This window comes from Rhodobacter capsulatus (assembly GCF_005144475.1).
GTDB lineage: Bacteria > Pseudomonadota > Alphaproteobacteria > Rhodobacterales > Rhodobacteraceae > Rhodobacter > Rhodobacter capsulatus_C.
In genome coordinates this window covers 101,103-117,130 of sequence record NZ_SWJZ01000013.1, presented here as the reverse complement: position 1 = coordinate 117,130, position 16,028 = coordinate 101,103, and the positions used below count along the sequence as shown (strand labels likewise).

The window sequence follows — 16,028 nt, the reverse complement described above, 5'->3', positions numbered from 1 at the left end:
CCTGGGGGGGTTGCGCCGAGGCTTTGCCGCGGCGACCCGGCGGGGGGCTCCGCCCCCCGCACCCCCCGGGCGTATTTTGCCAAGGAAAAGCAAGGCCGTTCCGGGGTTTGTCCGGCCTTGCGCATGCGCGGGACGCCTCTGTCTTGGGGCTGCGCAAGCCAAAGGGTCGCAGAAAGCCCGTTCTGCCAAACGTCGGCCCGGTCCGTGCCGGCTTTTTCCTGGCGCAAATACGCCGGGGGTACGGGGGCGGAGCCCCCGCCCGGGTCGCCTCGGGATTGCCCGAGGCGAAAGCCTCTCCGCCGGTCCGGAAACCCTGCCTGTGCCGGTCGCTTCCCCTTTGCGGCCATCGCTGTTACATGCGGCCGAAAGGAGCGCCCGATGACCCAGTTCAGCTTCACCCTTTCCGCCACCGACGGCGCCGCCCGCACCGGGGTGATCCACACGCCGCGGGGCGAGATCCGCACCCCCGCCTTCATGCCCGTCGGCACCGCCGCCACGGTCAAGGCGATGCTGCCCGAAAGCGTGCGCGCCACCGGCGCCGACATCCTTCTGGGCAACACCTATCACCTGATGCTGCGCCCGACGGCCGAGCGCATCGCGCGGCTGGGCGGGTTGCACAAATTCATGAACTGGGAGCGCCCGATCCTGACCGACTCGGGCGGGTTTCAGGTGATGAGTCTGGCTTCCTTGCGCAAGCTGACCGAGGAAGGCGTGACCTTTTCCAGCCATATCGACGGCTCGAAACATCACCTGTCGCCCGAACGCTCGATGGAGATCCAGAAGCTTCTGGGCTCGGATATCGTGATGGCCTTTGACGAATGCCCGGCGCTGCCCGCCGACGATGCGGCGGTGGCGAAATCGATGCGGCTCTCGATGCGCTGGGCGCAGCGGTCACGCGACGCCTTTGGCGATCGGCCCGGCCATGCGCTTTTCGGCATCATGCAGGGCGGTGTCACGCGGGAATTGCGTGAGGAAAGTGCCGAGAAACTCAAGGACATCGGCTTTGACGGCTATGCCGTCGGCGGGCTGGCCGTGGGCGAGGGGCAGGAGGCGATGTTCTCGGTCCTCGACTATGCGCCCGGTTTCCTGCCCGCCGACAAGCCGCGCTATCTGATGGGGGTGGGCAAGCCCGACGACATCGTCGGCGCGGTCGTGCGCGGCATCGACATGATGGATTGCGTGCTGCCCTCGCGCTCGGGTCGGACCGGGCAGGCCTGGACGCGGCGGGGGCAAATCAACATCAAGAACGCCCGCCACATGGACGACCCGCGCCCCCTGGACGAGGCCTGCAGCTGCCCGGCCTGCCGCAACTATTCCCGCGCCTATCTGCACCATGTCTTCAAGGCGCAGGAGATGATCTCGGGCATGCTGCTGACCTGGCACAACCTGCACTATTATCAGGATCTGATGGCGGGCCTGCGCGCGGCGATCGCGGCGGGGCAGCTATCGGCCTTCGTGGCAGACTTCCATGCCCAGCGTGCGGTGGGCGATATCGACCCGCTTTAATGCCCGGCGATCAGGATGACGGCGGCGTAATGCGTCGCCGCCGCGGCGATCACATGGCCATGCCAGATCGCACGCGAAAACGGCATCCGCTTCAGCTTGTAGAACACCGTGCCAAGCAGGTAGACGGCGCCGCCGATCCCCAGAAGGATCAAGACCGCAAGCGGCAGCCGTTCGATCAGCGGCCAGATCGCGACAAGGCCCAGAAGCCCCATGACAAGGTAAAGCAGGAACCCCGCCTTTTCGGCGGCATGAAAGAAGCCAAGCTTCATCACCATGCCGATCAGCGCCAGCGTCCAGATCGTGACGGTCAGCGCGATGCCCACTTTGCCGCCCAGGCCTATCAGCGCCATCGGCGTGTAAGTCCCGGCGATCAGAAGATAAATCGCCGCATGATCGAAGCGGCGCAGGACCGCGCGGGCGGGCGCGTAAAGCGTCAGGTTGTAGCCCGCCGAAAACCCGAAAGAGGCGATCAGCCCGACCGCATAGACGACCAGCGGCCAGATCTTCGGCCCAAGCCCCGCCATCGCCGCCCAGACCATCAGCGCCGAAACCGCCGCAACGGCAAAGGTCACCCCCAGCACATGCATCACGCCATCGGCAAAATGCTCGCGGAACGAATGGGCCAGCTCATGTCGTGTCATCGAAACCTCCGGGGAATGGCGCATCCTAGCAGCCGGGGCGGGCAAGCCAAAGGCTGACGCAGCGTCAGCTGACAGGCCGGGCAGGGGGGCGCTGCCCCCCGTCCTGCGGACTCCCCCCGGGATATTTGTGGCAAGATAAAACCCGATGCTCTTTATCTTGCCACAAATATCCCGGGGTGCGGGGCAGAGCCCCGCTCAGCCGAAGATCACAAGATCGGCGGCGCGGTTTTCGCTGATTAGCAAGCGCCCGTTCGGCAGGTCGTTCTCCTCGGTCCGGCGCGTCGCTTCCGCCGGCGGCAGATCGGACCAGCGCGCCAGAAGGCGGCGGCGCAGCTCGGCCTCGGGGACGGCAAGCCGGACCGAAAGATCGAAAAGCGGCGCCAGATCGCGCCAGCCCGGGCGGGTCAGCAGCAGGTAATTGCCCTCGACCAGGATCACCTGCGCCGCGGCGGGGATCACCGCCCCCGCGGGCACGACGGCGTCCAGGCCGCGATCGAAGGTCGGCACCGGGCAATCTTCCGAGGCGGTCCTGATCCGGGTCAGACAGGCGGCGAGGCCCGCGACATCGAAGGTGTCGGGGTTGCCCTTGACCGCGCGCAGGCCCTGCGCGTCCAGCCAGTCATTGTCGCGGTGAAACCCGTCCATCGGCAGGATCGCGGCGCGGCCGGGGCTGCGGGCGTTCAGCTGTCCCGCCAGTTCCGCCGCCAGATGCGACTTGCCCGAGCCCGGCGCGCCCACGAGCGCCACCAGCACCCGGTCCTCGCCCAGCTGCCCGATATGTCCGGCCAGATCGGCGCGGTCCACCCGCAGCTCGGAGCCCATGAAGGCGCCGACATCGCCCATCGGGCCGTTGGAATCGCCGAGCCAGAATTCCGCCATCAGCCCATCGCCGCGACAAGACGGCCGAGCGCCGCCACCGGATCCTCGGCTGTCCAGATCTCCTCGCCCACGGCGAAGAAATCGGTGACGGGGGCAAAGTCGCGCACCAGATCCTCGGTCAGCGCGCCTTCGGCGACCACCGGCACCTCGATCACCTCGGACCACCACTGGAACAGGTCGCGCTCGGCCCGGGCGCCGGTGCCAAGCCCGGTTTCGCCGACCGGACCGAAGCAGACGTAATCCGCCCCGGCCTCGCCCGCGGTCATGCCGTCATGCTGCGAGGCGGCGCAGAAACAGCCCACGATCGCCTCCTGTCCCAGCTCCTTGCGGGCATAGCGCACGGTGCGGGCGCCATCGGTCAGATGCACGCCATCGAGCCCGTGCCGTTCCACCAGCGCGATGTGGTTCTCGATCACCAGCGCCACGTCGAATTCATGCGCCACCTGACGCACCGCATCGGCCGCGCGCATCACCGCGTCTTCGTCCTTCGTCGCCAGACCGAGACGGATGCAGGCAACTTCCTGCGCGCCCAGCACGCGGGCAAGCAGCTGCGGAAAGACCTCCAGATCGAAGCTGGGCGGGGTGGCCAGATAAAGCTGCGGGCGATCCTCGGACATGACGGCTCCTTTCGGGTTTCGCGCCTTCTAGCGCAGGCGGCCCCGCCTTGCCAGCGGCTTTGCGCTTCTGTATCGGGGGGCATGACTTCGCATCCGACCCCCGTCTTCATCCTGATCCGTCCGCAGATGGGCGAGAATATCGGTGCCGCCGCCCGCGCGATGCTGAATTTCGCGCTGTCGACGCTGCGGCTGGTCGATCCGCGCGATGGCTGGCCGAACCCGAAGGCGGTGGCGATGGCCTCGGGCGCGGCGGGCAAGGTGCTGGATCATGCGGGCGTCTTTGCGACCACGGCCGAGGCGATTGCCGATTGCGATTTCGTCTTTGCGACGACCGCGCGCGGGCGCGAGCTGACGAAACCCATTTACACGCCCGAGGCCGCGATGGCCGAGGCGCGGGCGCGGATCGCTGCCGGTCAGCGCGTCGGCGTGATGTTCGGCCCCGAGCGCACGGGGCTGGAAAATGACGACATCATCCGGGCGAATGCGATCATCACCGTGCCGGTGAACCCCGAATTCTTCTCGCTCAACCTTGCGCAGGCGGTGCTGCTGACGGCTTACGAATTCGCCCGGCAGGGCAGCGACGCCCCCGCGATCGACCCCGGTCTGGCGGGGGCCGAGATGGCCACTGCGCTGGAAATCGAGAAGCTGGGCGATCATTACGAAGAGCGGCTGGATCAGGCCGGGTTCTTCTTCCCCGAGGGCAAGGCGCCGATGATGAAGCGCAATCTGCGCAACATGTGGAGCCGGTTCGGCCTGACACGGGCCGATGTGCAGACGCTGCACGGGATGCTGCGGCAGCTGTTGCGCCACCGGGATTGAGACAAACGGATCTGACCGAGGCCATCGCCGAGGTCACGCGCGACATTGGCCCCATGACCGCCGAGGGCCCAAAGGCACTCGGTGAGCCGCCCGCCCCGCCCCTGGCGGGCGCTTCTCGCCCGCCGGGGCAGGCGCCGGCCTCTGTTGCGCTTGATCGAAACGGTCTTGCCACAGCCGCTGCGCAGTGGGCGGGAAACGCGGATCGCGTTTCCTGATCCGCCCGACCCGCGCAAGGGCAGACTTGCGCCGCCCCCGCGCGCCCGTCATCCTGCCCCGATGCGACACCTTCTGATGCGATCGCTTCTGGCGCTGGGACTGGGCGGCCTGCTGGGTCTTGCGGCGCTGCTGGCCGTCTTGCCCGCGCTGCGCGGTGCGCTTTGTCCCGGCTGTTTCGGGCTGGTGCGCGCCACCGACACGCTCTGGGTCGAGGCGGCGATGCCCGCCCCCGCGCGGCTGCAGCTGATCGCCCAGATCGCCGCGGCAAAGGCGCAGGTGACCCGGACCCTTGGTCCGACCCGGGGCCGACTGCGCCTTTTGGCCTGTCATTCCGCAAGCTGCGACCGTCGCCTTGGCGGGCGCGGCGCGGCCGCCGTGACCTATTCCCTTGGCCCCGTCGCGGTCGTGCGCCTCTCGCCGCGCGGGCTTTCGACGACGATCCTGGCGCATGAGCTGACCCATGTCGCGCTGCATGCCCGGATGGGCGTCACCGGGCAGCTGGCCGACCGTCTGCCCGCCTGGGCCGACGAGGGGCTGGCGGTGATCGTATCCGGGGATCCGCGCTATCTGACCCCGGGGTCCGGCCTTCGGCGCTGCCGCAAGACCCCGCGTCCCGTGCTGCCCGAAACCCCGCGCGACTGGCTGCATCTGGCCGCGCAAGAGCGCGACATTTACGCCGAAGCGGCCTGCGCCATGCTGGGCTGGATGGCAGAAAATGACGGCTGGGACGGGGTTTGGGCGGTGATCGAGGGCAGGCGGCGACTGGATCGGCCCGCCAATCCCCTTGCCCCCGCCCGTGCCGCGCCCTAGTGTCGCGCCAAAGCGACAGGAGGCCCGCATGGGGATGAAACCCGCCAAGAACCGCTCGCGCGCGATCTTCGAGGAGGTGGGCGTCGAGACCCCGAAACAGATGCCGGTGGCGCCGAAGGGCGGCATGATCGACGCGCGGCCCAAGGGCGCGCGCAAGGCGCTGCTTGTGTGGATGGTCTCGCTGATCGTGCTGGCCGTGCTGCAACTGGGGCTGGATGCGACGCCGGGCTTCGGCATTGCGGAACTTGATCTGGTGCAGCCCTACACGGGGCTGGCGCTGTTCGCGGTCTGGGCGCTGGGGGCGCTCGGTCTGGCCGTCAGCCGCCGCCTGCCGCCGGGCTGGGGGATGCGCGTCGCCGGTCTGGGGCTGGGCTGCCTGCTGCTCGCGGCCTCCGACCCCGCGCCGATGTCCCAGCTTTCCAAGGCCCTGTCGCCCGAACCCGCGGTCGAGGTGCTGCCGCAGACCGGCGCCCTGCCGCCGATGCAGCTTTTGCCCGCAACCCCGCCTGCGCCCGCGCCCGTGATCGCCCCGCCGACGCCGCAGGAACGGGTGGCGCAGGCCGCCGATCTGGTCGTCGACAAGATCGCGCTGGCGCAGACGACCCTTGGCGCCGCGCCCTTCGCCACGCTGCGCCTGGGCCTGGCCTTCGCGCTGGCGGGCTTTGCCTTCTGGTATGCGCTCTTGGCGGCGCGGACCGAGGCGGCGCTGATCGCGGCCCGGCGTCAGGCGGAACCGGGGCTGGTCGGGCTGGCGACGGGGCTGATGCATCTGAGCTTTCTGCAACTGCTCGTGGGCGGGCTGGTGACCGGAGTTGGGGCGGGGGCGGTCTTCACCGACTGGCCTTTGATGGGCGGGGTCTGGCTGCCGCCCGATCTGCTCTCGCTGCAACCGATCTGGCGCAATGCGCTGGAAAATCAGGCGCTTTTGCAGTTCAGCCACCGGGCGCTTGGCTATCTTCTGCTGGCGCTTGCGGCTTTCGCGCTGATCCGGTCGCGCCGGTCCGTGCATGCGGTGACGCGCATGGCCTTTGCGCTCGCCACGGTCTGGATGCTGTTGCAGGCGGTGCTGGGCATCGTCACGCTGCTGCATGGCGATCCGCTGGCGCTGCGTCTGGCGCATCTGGGCGGGGCGCTGGTGCTTTGGCTCTTTCTCATCCGCGCGCGGTTCCTCGCGCGCTATCCGCGCGTGCAATCGATCCGGGGGATCAAATGACAGCTTTGACCGACCTGAAAGCCTACCTTCGCGAAACCGAGGCGCTTGGCCATGTGGCCGAGCGTCTGGGCTGGGATCAGGAGACGATGATGCCGCGCGGTGCCGCCGAACAGCGGGCCGAGGAACTGGCGGCGATGGAATCGATCCTGCATGCGCGGCGCACCGATCCGCGGATCGAGGACTGGCTGGCCCGGGCCGAGGCGACGACCGAGGCCGACGCGCGGCTTCTGGATCTGGCCGGGCGCAACTACAACCGCGCGACGCGGATCCCGGCGCGGCTGGCCACCGAACTGGCCCGTCTCACCTCGCTGGCGCAGGGCGTCTGGGCCGAGGCGCGCGCGGCCGAGGATCCGGCCGCCTTCCTGCCGACGCTGGCGCAAATGGTGACGCTGAAGCGCGAGGAAGCGGCCTGCCTGTCCGAGGGCGATCTTTACGATGCGCTGCTGGATGATTACGAACCGGGCGCGACGCATCGCCAGCTTGGCGCGATGTTCGACCGGATGCGTCCGCGTCTTGTCAGCTTGCGCGAAAGGGTGCTTGGATCGGCGCACCAGCCGCCCGCGCTGGCCCATGTCTTCCCCGAGGCGACGCAACTGCGTCTTGCCCGGATCTGCGCCTCGGCCTTCGGCTACGACTGGACGATGGGGCGGCTCGATCTTGTGGTGCATCCGTTCTGCTCGGGCTCGGGGCGGGATGTGCGGATCACCACGCGGGTCTGCGAAAGCGAGCCCTTCAACTGCCTTTACTCGACCATCCACGAGGTCGGCCACGCCTGCTACGAACAGGGGATTGCGCCCGACTATGCCTTCTCGCCGCTCGGTCGCGGCGTCTCGATGGGGGTGCATGAAAGCCAGAGCCGGATCTACGAAAACCAGCTTGGCCGCTCCTCGGCCTTCACCGGCTGGCTCTATCAGCGCATGGTCGATGCGTTCGGCGATTTCGGCGTGGCCAGCCCCGAGACCTTCCATGCGGTGGTGAACCGGGTGGCGCCCGGCTTCATCCGCACCGAGGCCGACGAGCTGCATTACAACCTGCACATCATGCTGCGCTTCGATCTGGAACGGCAGCTGATCGCGGGCAAGCTGGAAGTGGCCGATCTGGAAGCGGCCTGGAACACCCGCTTCGCGGCCGATTTCGGCGTCGCGGTCGAGAAACCCTCGCAGGGCTTCTTGCAGGATGTGCATTGGGCGGGCGGGCTTTTCGGCTATTTCCCGACCTATACGCTGGGCAATGTCTATGCGGGCTGCCTGAACAGCGCGATGCGCGCGGCGGTGCCGGGGATCGACGCGGCTCTGGCCGAGGGCACGGCAAAACCCGCGACCGACTGGCTGCGGGAAAACCTGCAACGCCACGGCGGGCTGCGCCCCCCGCGCGAGACGATCGTCACCGCCTGCGGCTTCGAGCCCACGGAAGAGCCGCTGCTCGACTATCTCGAAACCAAATACGCGGCGATCTACCGGCTTTGAGGGCGAGGGGGCGCTGCCCCCGCCGAGGCGATGCCTCGGCCCCCCGGGATATTTGCACCAAGGTGAACGGGGCCCCGGGCTTTGTTTCACCTTGGCCGAAATATCCCGGGGGGAGTCCCGCAGGGACGGGGGGCAGAGCCCCCCCTACGCCACCGAGGTGAAGCGGTTCGCGGCCGTGTCGATCACACTTTTTGACGGCGGCGTCTGCGCGAAGCGCTCGGCCAGCGTGAGCGGCCCCGCGGTGATGCGGAAATAATCATAGGCGCCGGGGCGGTCGAAGGCGCACAGATACTGGAAATGCAGCCGGAAGAAGCGCCAGCGCAGTTCCTTCCAGCGCGCGGGCGACAGCGTCTGCGTGAAGGCGGCCGAGAGGATCAGCGGCTGGCGTTGATCGGCGGGGCCGACGCCCGAGACCTTGACCGGATCGCACAGCGCAAAGGCGCAGCCGTCGCCCGGGGCAGTGACATCGACCCAGGTCAGTTCGGACCGCCTGCACAGATAGGCCAGATCGCCGCGCAGCCGTTTGGCTTTTGGCAGAAAACTGACCATCGGCACGACATGGCCCAGCGACAGGAAGCCAAGCCGCGGCCCCGTCGCGGGCACCCGGCCCGCGCGGATCAGATCGGCCAGAACCGAGACCGCCAGATGCGCGCCCGAGGAATGGCCGACCACAAGCACCTCGTCCCAGTCCTCGGTCAGCGCCTGCGCGATCGTGTCGCCAAAACTCGCCATCCGGGCCTCGAGCGCGGCCGGATTGGCGCCGCCCCAGCGCGCGGTGAAGGCGTAATCATGCATCAGATAATAGGCGTAGAAGCTGCCGTCGTGCTTGCGAAACCAGCGCAGCACCGCCCAGGTGACGAGGCCGCAGAGCGCAAGGCCAAGCGCCCAGTCGAAGCGGACATCGGGCAGCGGCCAAAGCAGCAGCGCGGCCAGCGCCGCCCCCGCACCAAGGCCCGCCAGCGCCTGCAAGATCAGCGCGACGATCGGGTAAAGCGCCGCGATCACCGGGCCCTTGCGCAGCCGCATCAGTCGAAAGAGCGCGCCTGAGCCGATATAGGCCCAGGCGGTGCGGACAAGTTGCAGATAAGTCGCGGGGATCGAGGCCGCCATGCTGTCGCGCACGATATCGGCCCAGATCAGCACCTCGACATCGGCCTCGACCGGCTGCCCGTCCTGGGTCGAGGCGACATGCCAGCCATAGGGTCCGCCCGCGCGCTTGGGCGCCAGCGTCAGCGCATAGCCCGAGAGTGCCGCCTGCGCCGTGCCCTCGGTCCGGTAAAGCTCGCGGTAGCGGCGCGGATGGATCGGGTCGTAGCCGGGAATGTAGAACACCCGGCGTTTGCGGACGGTCTGGGTCATCGGTCGTGGTCCTGCGGTTGCCTGCCCGGGTGATAGCGGAAAAATCGGCGCCGCGCTGTGACTTACGCCGCAGTCCAGCGGGCGACATTGGCGCGGATCGCGGCCATGCGCCGCGTCGTCTCGGGGTGCGAGGAAGCCCAGGAGGGCGCGGCAGCCCCCGCGCCCGCGCCCACCAGCCGGTCGAGCCGGGAAAACAGGCTCAGCTGCGGGTCCGGGCCGATCCCCGCCTTGATCAGCAGCGCGGTGGCGAAGGCATCGGCCTCGTATTCGTCGCGCTGGCTCAGACGCGCGGCAAGGGCGGTGGTGATCAGATTGGCGATCCAGACCCCGGCAAAGGGCACGATCCGGCCCAGCACGCCCACCAGCAGCAGCTGCAGCAGGTTCTGCCCGGTGAAATCGATCATCCGCCGCCGCGCATGGCCGCTCGCCACATGGCCGATCTCATGGGCGATGACCGAGGCCAACTCCTCGGCCGTCACCTGCCCGCTGCGGTAAAGCGCCAGGAAACCTTCGGTCAGAAAGACCCTTCCGTCGGGGGCGGCAAGGCCGTTCACCTTGGGGTCATCGAGCACGAAGACGGGCAGGGCGGAGACATTCAGCGCCTTGCGCAGCCGATCGAGCACCGGGACAAGACCCGGCTCCGCCAGCGGCACCGAGCGGGCAGAGAGCTGGCGCAGCAGGTTGCGCGCCGAGAAATGCCACATCGCAAGCGCGGCAAGGATCGTCAGCAGGATGGGCAGAAGGCGCAGAAGCATCGGCCAAAGATGGGGCCGGGCGCGGTCCGGGTCAATCCCCGGCGGGGCGCGCGGCGCTCACCCCAGCAGCTTCATCGCCCGGGTGATCCCTTCAAGCGTCAGCGGGAACATGCGTCCCTCAAACGCCGCCTGGATCATCGCGATCGATTGGGTGTAGCCCCACTGCCGTTCGGGCACCGGGTTGAGCCAGACGTGACCCGGCCACTGGCTGCGGGCGCGGTCAAGCCAGACCGAGCCCGCCTCGGCGTTCCAATGTTCGTTGGCGCCGCCGACATGGCTGATCTCATAGGGCGACATCGACGCATCGCCCACAAAAATGCATTTGTAATCAGGCCCGTAGCGGTGAAGCACCTCCCAGGTCGGGGTCACCTCGTCCCAGCGGCGGCGGTTGTCGCGCCACACGCCCTCGTAAAGGCAGTTGTGAAAGTAGTAATGCTCCAGATGCTTGAATTCGCTGCGCGCGGCGGAAAACAGCTCCTCGACCAGCTGCACATGCGCGTCCATCGAGCCGCCCGCATCCAGAAACAGCACCACCTTGACCGCATTGTGCCGCTCGGGCCGGGTCTTCACGTCGATATAGCCGCTTTCGGCGCTGGCGCGGATCGTGCCGGGCAGGTCAAGCTCCTCGGTCGCGCCGTGCCGGGCCCAGTGCCGCAGCCGTTTCAGCGCCACCTTGATGTTGCGCGTGCCGAGTTCCACCCGATCGTCGAAATCGCGAAATTCCCTTTTGTCCCAGACTTTTACCGCACGTTGATGACGGCTCTCAAGCTGCCCGATCCGCACCCCTTCGGGGTTGTAGCCATAGGCGCCAAAGGGCGACGTGCCCGCCGTGCCGATCCATTTGTTGCCGCCCTGATGGCGGCCCTGTTGTTCCTTCAGCCGCTCGCGCAGGGTTTCCATCAGCTTCTCGAACCCGCCCAGCGCCGCGATCTGCGCCTTCTCCTCGGGGGTCAGATGTTTTTCCGCCAGCTTGCGCAGCCAGTCCTCGGGCAGCTGCAGCGCGTCCAGAACCGCCTCGGGCGGGATCGCGTCAAGGCCGCGGAAGCTTTCCGCGAAGGCCCGGTCGAAACGGTCAAGGTGGCGTTCGTCCTTCACCATCGTCGCGCGCGCGAAATAGTAGAACCCGTCGATGTCGAAGCGGCAAAGACCCGCCGCAAGCCCTTCGAGAAACGACAGAAATTCGCGCGGGCTGGCGGGCACGCCGTGCCGACGCAGGCTGTCGAAGAAGGGCAGAAACATCGCAAATCCCCCGCGCCGCCGTCAGGGCGCGGGGGTCAGCCGCGCCTCAGTTGTATCGCGCCCCGGCCCGCGCCAAAGCTGCCACCTCGGCAGCGCGCGCGCGCACGGCGGCATCCGAACCGAAACCGTAGCGTGCCCATTGCGCCGAGTCGAGCCGTGCCTGCTGCGCCTGCGCCGGATTGCCGAGCGTCTCGTAGGCCTCGGCGCGGATCAGATAAAGCGTCGCCATCAGCGCCGCATTTTCCCCGGTCAGCGCCTGCGGAATCGCCCGGTTCACCAGCGCGATCGCATCCGAGGCCCGCCCCGAGGACAGCGCAAAGGCCGCCAGCTGCATGTCGACATGGGCCGACTGGATACCCGCGCCGGGGGTGGCGCGGTAGATCGCGCCCGCATTGGCAAAGGCGGCAATCGCGGTCTCGGGGTCGTCATAGACGCTCAGCCGGCCGAGCGCGAACCAGCCAAAGGCGGCCCTTGTGTCCTGCCAGCCCTGCGCCCCCGACATCTGGATCGCCGTCATCGCCGCCGCCTTGCGCGCGCCCTGCGACCCGCGGCCGATGGCGCGTTCGAGCGCGTTGACGAAGGCGCGCGGGGTGGGATCCTCGGGCAGGCCGGTGACCTTGCCGCCGCCGGGATTGATCCGGGCGAAGACGGCGGGCAGTTTCGCCTGCACCTCGGGCACCGACATGCCCGAGCGCAATTCGGGCGCATAGACGGCGCGCAGCTGCATCATGTCGTAGCGGGTCAGGACGGTGTGGAAGTTGTCGTCGTTCCAGACCGAATTCGAGAGCCGGTACAGGTCGTTCAGCGGCCCGAGCGCCTGGCTGGTTTCCTCGTGCAGGCAGTCGCGCAGCTCCTGCGGCGTCGCCTCGGCGGGGATGAAGACGGTGGCGGCGGTGCGGCGCTGCACCTTGGTCCAGTCGCCCGCGGCAGAGCGGCGGTTGGCGCGATACTCGGCCCAGGTGGCGGCATTGGGCACGACGAAACAGGCGGCATTCGGGACTTCGCGGCTCATCTCGGCGCGGGGCACGAAGGCGATGCTGATGCGGTTCGTGGCGCCCGCGCCGGTCGAGATCGGGATATTCGCCTCGCTGCGCAGCCGAGTGACGAGGCGGGACAGCTCGGTCGCGGCGGTGGGCGGCGCGGCGCCCTGCAGCGTGACGCTGATCGGCCCCTCGAAGCGCGAGAATTGCGGGATCGTGCGGCCCGATTCCAGCATGAAGTTCAGCTCGAGGAAGTCGCGCGCCATCACGCTGTTGGCGGGCAGCGCCCCGGCGCGGGGGGCGGGGGTCGGCAGCCCGATGGTCGGATCCGCCAGCGGCATGTCGATCGCGGCGGTCGAGGCGCGCGAGGTCGGCACATCACGGCCCCCCGGCGCATCGGCGCAGCCCGCAAGCGCAGCGGCCACAGCCAGCCCCGAGAGGGCAGTCAAAGCGTGACGGGCCCGTGGCGCAATGCGCCCGGACCGGGTGGCTTCCGCGGGGGCAGCCGCGAAAACCGCCCGAGGCGGCAGACAGTTCAAACGCATGGCAGTGCGTATCCCAGGTTGTGGTGCCAACATTAGGCACAGGCCTTAAAAGCGACCAGTAATTCTTCGGGTTTCAATGAGATATTAATGTGGCAGGTCCAGATATAGTGCCAAGACGAGGTCATGTACACGCCTTATTGTGGTCACAATTCAATCGCTTGCGCTGTCTTTGGGCGGAACGGGGAAACAGTGGCGGCGCTTCGCGGCGAATCATTGCCGCGATTTCAGGGCGATTCCCCGCGTCCGGCCCGGGGGTGTTTCCGGTTTTGAAACGGCAGATTTTTTTACACTTCGTTAATCACTATGTCGAAAACCTTTCGACGGGCGGCGGAAGCGGCAGGGTCAGGCGGCATTGATCCCGGGGCGGCGGGCAATCGGGCGCGATTACCGGCGGGCCCGGAAACGAAACGCCCCGGCCGGGGCCGGGGCGTTTGCAAAGGGTAGGGCGCTTCGTCGCGGGGGCGCGAATCGCCGGGGGCTCAGCGGCCGCGGCGAAGCTTGCGCCCTCTTTCATCGCGTCGAGCACCTTCGACAGCCGGATCCAGTCCATCGCATTGTCGTCGTGGTTCATCAGCAGGTTGGCGGCGCGAATGGCCTCCATCTCCTGGCTGCGGACCGGGTTCATGATCGCCGAGGTCATGCCCGCGCCGATCGCCATCGGCAGGAAGGCGGCGTTGACGCCATGCCGGTTCGGCAGACCAAAGCTGATGTTCGAGGCGCCGCAGGTGGTGTTCACGCCCAGCTCCGTCCGCAGCCGGTTGACCAGCGTGAAGACCTGACGGCCCGCAGAGGCCATGGCGCCGACCGGCATCACCAGCGGGTCGACGACGATGTCATGCGCCGGAATGCCGAAATCGGCGGCGCGTTCGACGATCTTCTTCGCCACGGCAAAGCGCACGTCGGGGTCTTCGGAAATGCCCGTGTCGTCGTTCGAGATCGCCACCACCGGCACGTTGTATTTCTTGACCAGCGGCAGCACGCGTTCGAGCCGCTCTTCCTCGCCGGTGACGGAATTCAAGAGCGGACGGCCCTCGCAGGCGGCCAGGCCCGCTTCCAAAGCGGCCGGAACCGAGCTGTCGATGCACAGCGGCACATCGGTGATCGCCTGCACCCGCAAGATCAGATCGCGCATCAAGGGCGGCTCGACGAAGTTGTTGTCGGCATAGCGCGGATCTTCGGCCATCTTGTTCGAGAAGACCGCGCCCGAGTTGATGTCCAGCACCGTCGCCCCGCAGGCCACCTGTTCCAGCGCATCCTTTTCGACGGTGGTGAAATCGCCCAGCTCCAGCTCGGCGGCCAGTTTCTTGCGGCCGGTCGGGTTGATGCGCTCGCCGATGACGCAGAAGGGCTCGTCAAAGCCGATCACCACGGTCTTCGATTTGCTTTCCAGAACGGTACGGGTCATGCCTCAGCCTTTCGTTTTGTCCGCGATCCAGGTCGCATTGGTCTTGATACCGCCGAGCGGGAAGAAATGCACCGCCTCGATGCCGAAATCGGGGTGACGGGCCTTGTGTTTGGCCAGTTCCGTCACAAGATCGGTCGGCTCGAAGGGGGTGAGCAGTTTCGTCACGTCCTTGGCGCGTTTTTGCAGCACTTTCAGGGACGGCCCGACACCGCAGGAAATCGCGAATTTGAGCAGCGTCTGCAGTTTCGCAGGCCCCGCGATCCCGAGATGGACCGGCATCCTGATGCCCTCGGCGGCGAGACGGTCGACCCATTGGATGATCGGCCCGGCCTCAAAGGCGAATTGCGTCACGATGGCCGTGTCGGCATCGGTGGTGTCGGCGAATTTCTGTTTCAGGGCAAGCGCCTGCATGACGATCTTGTCGGTGCCGTCGGCGTCGATGTCGCGGTTGCCCTCGGGGTGACCGGCGAAATGCAGCCGCTCGAAGCCCGCGAAGGCGCCGGTTTCCACCAGCTGCATCGCATTGTCGAGGCTGCCCACCGGGGTCTTGAGGCCGCCGCCCAAAAGCAGCGCCTGTTTCACGCCCGCCTCGCCCTTGTAACGGGCGACCCAGTCGCGCAGCTGCAGCGCGTCGCGGAGGATCCGGGCGGGGAAATGCGGCATCGGCTCGAAGCCCTCGGCGCGCAGGCGTTTCGCCGTGGCGACCATTTCCTCGATCGGCGTGCCCTCGATATGGGCGACATAGACGCGGGTGCCCGCGGGCAGAAGGGTGCGGAAATCCTCGATCTTTTCGGCGGTGCGCGGCATCACCTCGATCGAGAAGCCGTCGAGGAAAGCGGTCAGCGTGCCGTTGGTGGGGGTCTCGGCCTCGCGGCGGAAGTTCAAAAGCGCCATCAGATCTCTCCGTCAGGGGGGCCGGCCTGGTCCCAGCCGTCATTGCCAATCAACCGCACCAAAGCGGCGGTGTCGTAGTCGGAGAGAACCCGGGCCAGCTCGGCCTCGGCGGCTTCGGCATCCGTGCCGTCGCGGGTGCCGATCACCACCTTGCGCCATTCCGCCAGATAGGCGTCGCTGTCCTTGGCGCCGATCTTCATCGCGCAGCGGTCGATCGCCTGCTCGAAACGTTCGGGCAAAGGTTTCTTGACGGCCTTGCGACCGGTCCCGGCAATGATCTGCGCCGGGATGTCGCGCCAGAAAACGATCGTGATCTCAGCCATGTGCGTGATTCCCTCTGAGATATGGATACGCCCGTTTGCGACGCGCCCGGTGACGGATTTCGACATGTTGCGCCAGATTGGCGACAACCGCGCAGGTTCCTTACCCGCCCCTTGCGCCCCGATGCATCCCCAAAACATGCATCAAGATGATGAGGCGCGCTCAAGCGCCCGCCCGGTCGCGCGGTGCCGCGCGGCGCGGCCTCCGGCGGGGATATTTGCAGCAAGATAAATTCCCCCCTTCATCTTGCCCCAAATATCCCGGGGGGAGGCCGCAGGCCCGGGGGGCAGCGCCCCCCGCCTTGGCGCGTCACGAAGATGTCATCGGGCGCTTGAACCTTCGGCCCCCCCGCGCTACCTAGGG

Annotated in this window: 15 protein-coding genes; 5 read left to right on the top strand and 10 right to left on the bottom strand. The window is 67.7% G+C overall.

All coding sequences use genetic code 11. The annotated features are described in order from the left end of the window. Window positions 1-378 precede the first annotated feature (378 nt). The gene (gene tgt, locus FBT96_RS04520) at window positions 379-1,506 is read left to right on the top strand and encodes a tRNA guanosine(34) transglycosylase Tgt (protein ID WP_136905144.1); all 1,128 of its coding nucleotides are present in this window, start codon (window positions 379-381) and stop codon (window positions 1,504-1,506) included. Here tgt and trhA read toward each other — a convergent pair. The 3 genes from trhA to FBT96_RS04505 form a co-directional block, all read right to left on the bottom strand. Continuing rightward, window positions 1,503-2,147 carry a PAQR family membrane homeostasis protein TrhA gene (trhA, locus tag FBT96_RS04515; RefSeq protein WP_013067327.1) on the bottom strand — a complete coding sequence of 215 codons (645 nt, stop codon included), beginning with the start codon at window positions 2,145-2,147 and terminating at the stop codon, window positions 1,503-1,505. The genes tgt and trhA overlap by 4 nt on opposite strands. Before the next feature lie 195 nt (window positions 2,148-2,342). After that, window positions 2,343-3,026, bottom strand: coding sequence for a nucleoside/nucleotide kinase family protein (locus tag FBT96_RS04510; protein ID WP_249306303.1), 684 nt, complete (start codon window positions 3,024-3,026; stop codon window positions 2,343-2,345). Next, window positions 3,026-3,643 (bottom strand): thiamine phosphate synthase, encoded by a 618-nt coding sequence (locus FBT96_RS04505; protein ID WP_136905143.1) that lies wholly within the window; start codon window positions 3,641-3,643, stop codon window positions 3,026-3,028. The genes FBT96_RS04510 and FBT96_RS04505 overlap by 1 nt, the downstream gene beginning before the upstream one ends. A gap of 81 nt (window positions 3,644-3,724) precedes the next feature. Here FBT96_RS04505 and FBT96_RS04500 point away from each other — a divergent pair, with 81 nt between their 5' ends. The 4 genes from FBT96_RS04500 (at window position 3,725) to FBT96_RS04485 (ending at window position 8,167) form a co-directional block, all read left to right on the top strand. Next, window positions 3,725-4,462 carry an RNA methyltransferase gene (locus FBT96_RS04500; protein WP_136905142.1) on the top strand — a complete coding sequence of 246 codons (738 nt, stop codon included), beginning with the start codon at window positions 3,725-3,727 and terminating at the stop codon, window positions 4,460-4,462. Window positions 4,463-4,738: 276 nt separating this feature from the next. Beyond that, window positions 4,739-5,488, top strand: a complete 750-nt coding sequence (locus FBT96_RS04495) for a hypothetical protein (RefSeq protein WP_169583203.1) — start codon at window positions 4,739-4,741, stop codon at window positions 5,486-5,488. 28 nt (window positions 5,489-5,516) lie between these two features. Then, window positions 5,517-6,701 (top strand): COX15/CtaA family protein, encoded by a 1,185-nt coding sequence (locus tag FBT96_RS04490; protein ID WP_136905140.1) that lies wholly within the window; start codon window positions 5,517-5,519, stop codon window positions 6,699-6,701. Next, the gene (locus tag FBT96_RS04485; RefSeq protein WP_136905139.1) at window positions 6,698-8,167 is read left to right on the top strand and encodes a carboxypeptidase M32; all 1,470 of its coding nucleotides are present in this window, start codon (window positions 6,698-6,700) and stop codon (window positions 8,165-8,167) included. Before FBT96_RS04490 ends, FBT96_RS04485 begins: the two co-directional genes overlap by 4 nt. 144 nt (window positions 8,168-8,311) lie before the next feature. Here the strand turns inward: FBT96_RS04485 and FBT96_RS04480 are convergent, their stop codons facing one another. The 7 genes from FBT96_RS04480 to FBT96_RS04450 all read right to left on the bottom strand — a co-directional run bounded on the left by FBT96_RS04480 (window position 8,312) and on the right by FBT96_RS04450 (window position 15,667). Further along, entirely contained in the window at window positions 8,312-9,526 is a 1,215-nt protein-coding gene (locus FBT96_RS04480) for a hypothetical protein (RefSeq protein WP_136905138.1), read from the bottom strand. A gap of 62 nt (window positions 9,527-9,588) precedes the next feature. Continuing rightward, complete coding sequence (locus FBT96_RS04475; RefSeq protein WP_136905137.1) at window positions 9,589-10,281, bottom strand: M48 family metallopeptidase; 693 nt, start codon at window positions 10,279-10,281, stop codon at window positions 9,589-9,591. A gap of 57 nt (window positions 10,282-10,338) precedes the next feature. After that, window positions 10,339-11,520 carry a vWA domain-containing protein gene (locus FBT96_RS04470; RefSeq protein ID WP_136905136.1) on the bottom strand — a complete coding sequence of 394 codons (1,182 nt, stop codon included), beginning with the start codon at window positions 11,518-11,520 and terminating at the stop codon, window positions 10,339-10,341. Window positions 11,521-11,566: 46 nt separating this feature from the next. Next, window positions 11,567-12,769: a DUF2927 domain-containing protein gene (locus FBT96_RS04465; RefSeq protein ID WP_136905151.1), complete on the bottom strand. Its 1,203-nt coding sequence runs from the start codon at window positions 12,767-12,769 to the stop codon at window positions 11,567-11,569. 577 nt (window positions 12,770-13,346) lie between these two features. Further along, window positions 13,347-14,450, bottom strand: coding sequence for a methyltetrahydrofolate cobalamin methyltransferase (locus FBT96_RS04460; RefSeq protein WP_249306301.1), 1,104 nt, complete (start codon window positions 14,448-14,450; stop codon window positions 13,347-13,349). A gap of 3 nt (window positions 14,451-14,453) precedes the next feature. Further along, entirely contained in the window at window positions 14,454-15,344 is an 891-nt protein-coding gene (locus FBT96_RS04455; RefSeq protein ID WP_136905135.1) for a methylenetetrahydrofolate reductase, read from the bottom strand. Continuing rightward, complete coding sequence (locus tag FBT96_RS04450) at window positions 15,344-15,667, bottom strand: virulence factor (protein WP_136905134.1); 324 nt, start codon at window positions 15,665-15,667, stop codon at window positions 15,344-15,346. Before FBT96_RS04450 ends, FBT96_RS04455 begins: the two co-directional genes overlap by 1 nt. Window positions 15,668-16,028: the final 361 nt, after the last annotated feature.

What these genes read in the sequence shown, in the direction of transcription:
- tgt (WP_136905144.1), top strand. Translation starts at nt 379, where the DNA reads ATGACCCAGTTCAGCTTCACCCTTTCCGCCACCGACGGCGCCGCCCGC.
- trhA (WP_013067327.1), bottom strand. Translation starts at nt 2,147, where the DNA reads ATGACACGACATGAGCTGGCCCATTCGTTCCGCGAGCATTTTGCCGAT.
- FBT96_RS04510 (WP_249306303.1), bottom strand. Translation starts at nt 3,026, where the DNA reads ATGGCGGAATTCTGGCTCGGCGATTCCAACGGCCCGATGGGCGATGTC.
- FBT96_RS04505 (WP_136905143.1), bottom strand. Translation starts at nt 3,643, where the DNA reads ATGTCCGAGGATCGCCCGCAGCTTTATCTGGCCACCCCGCCCAGCTTC.
- FBT96_RS04500 (WP_136905142.1), top strand. Translation starts at nt 3,725, where the DNA reads ATGACTTCGCATCCGACCCCCGTCTTCATCCTGATCCGTCCGCAGATG.
- FBT96_RS04495 (WP_169583203.1), top strand. Translation starts at nt 4,739, where the DNA reads ATGCGACACCTTCTGATGCGATCGCTTCTGGCGCTGGGACTGGGCGGC.
- FBT96_RS04490 (WP_136905140.1), top strand. Translation starts at nt 5,517, where the DNA reads ATGGGGATGAAACCCGCCAAGAACCGCTCGCGCGCGATCTTCGAGGAG.
- FBT96_RS04485 (WP_136905139.1), top strand. Translation starts at nt 6,698, where the DNA reads ATGACAGCTTTGACCGACCTGAAAGCCTACCTTCGCGAAACCGAGGCG.
- FBT96_RS04480 (WP_136905138.1), bottom strand. Translation starts at nt 9,526, where the DNA reads ATGACCCAGACCGTCCGCAAACGCCGGGTGTTCTACATTCCCGGCTAC.
- FBT96_RS04475 (WP_136905137.1), bottom strand. Translation starts at nt 10,281, where the DNA reads ATGCTTCTGCGCCTTCTGCCCATCCTGCTGACGATCCTTGCCGCGCTT.
- FBT96_RS04470 (WP_136905136.1), bottom strand. Translation starts at nt 11,520, where the DNA reads ATGTTTCTGCCCTTCTTCGACAGCCTGCGTCGGCACGGCGTGCCCGCC.
- FBT96_RS04460 (WP_249306301.1), bottom strand. Translation starts at nt 14,450, where the DNA reads ATGACCCGTACCGTTCTGGAAAGCAAATCGAAGACCGTGGTGATCGGC.
- FBT96_RS04455 (WP_136905135.1), bottom strand. Translation starts at nt 15,344, where the DNA reads ATGGCGCTTTTGAACTTCCGCCGCGAGGCCGAGACCCCCACCAACGGC.
- FBT96_RS04450 (WP_136905134.1), bottom strand. Translation starts at nt 15,667, where the DNA reads ATGGCTGAGATCACGATCGTTTTCTGGCGCGACATCCCGGCGCAGATC.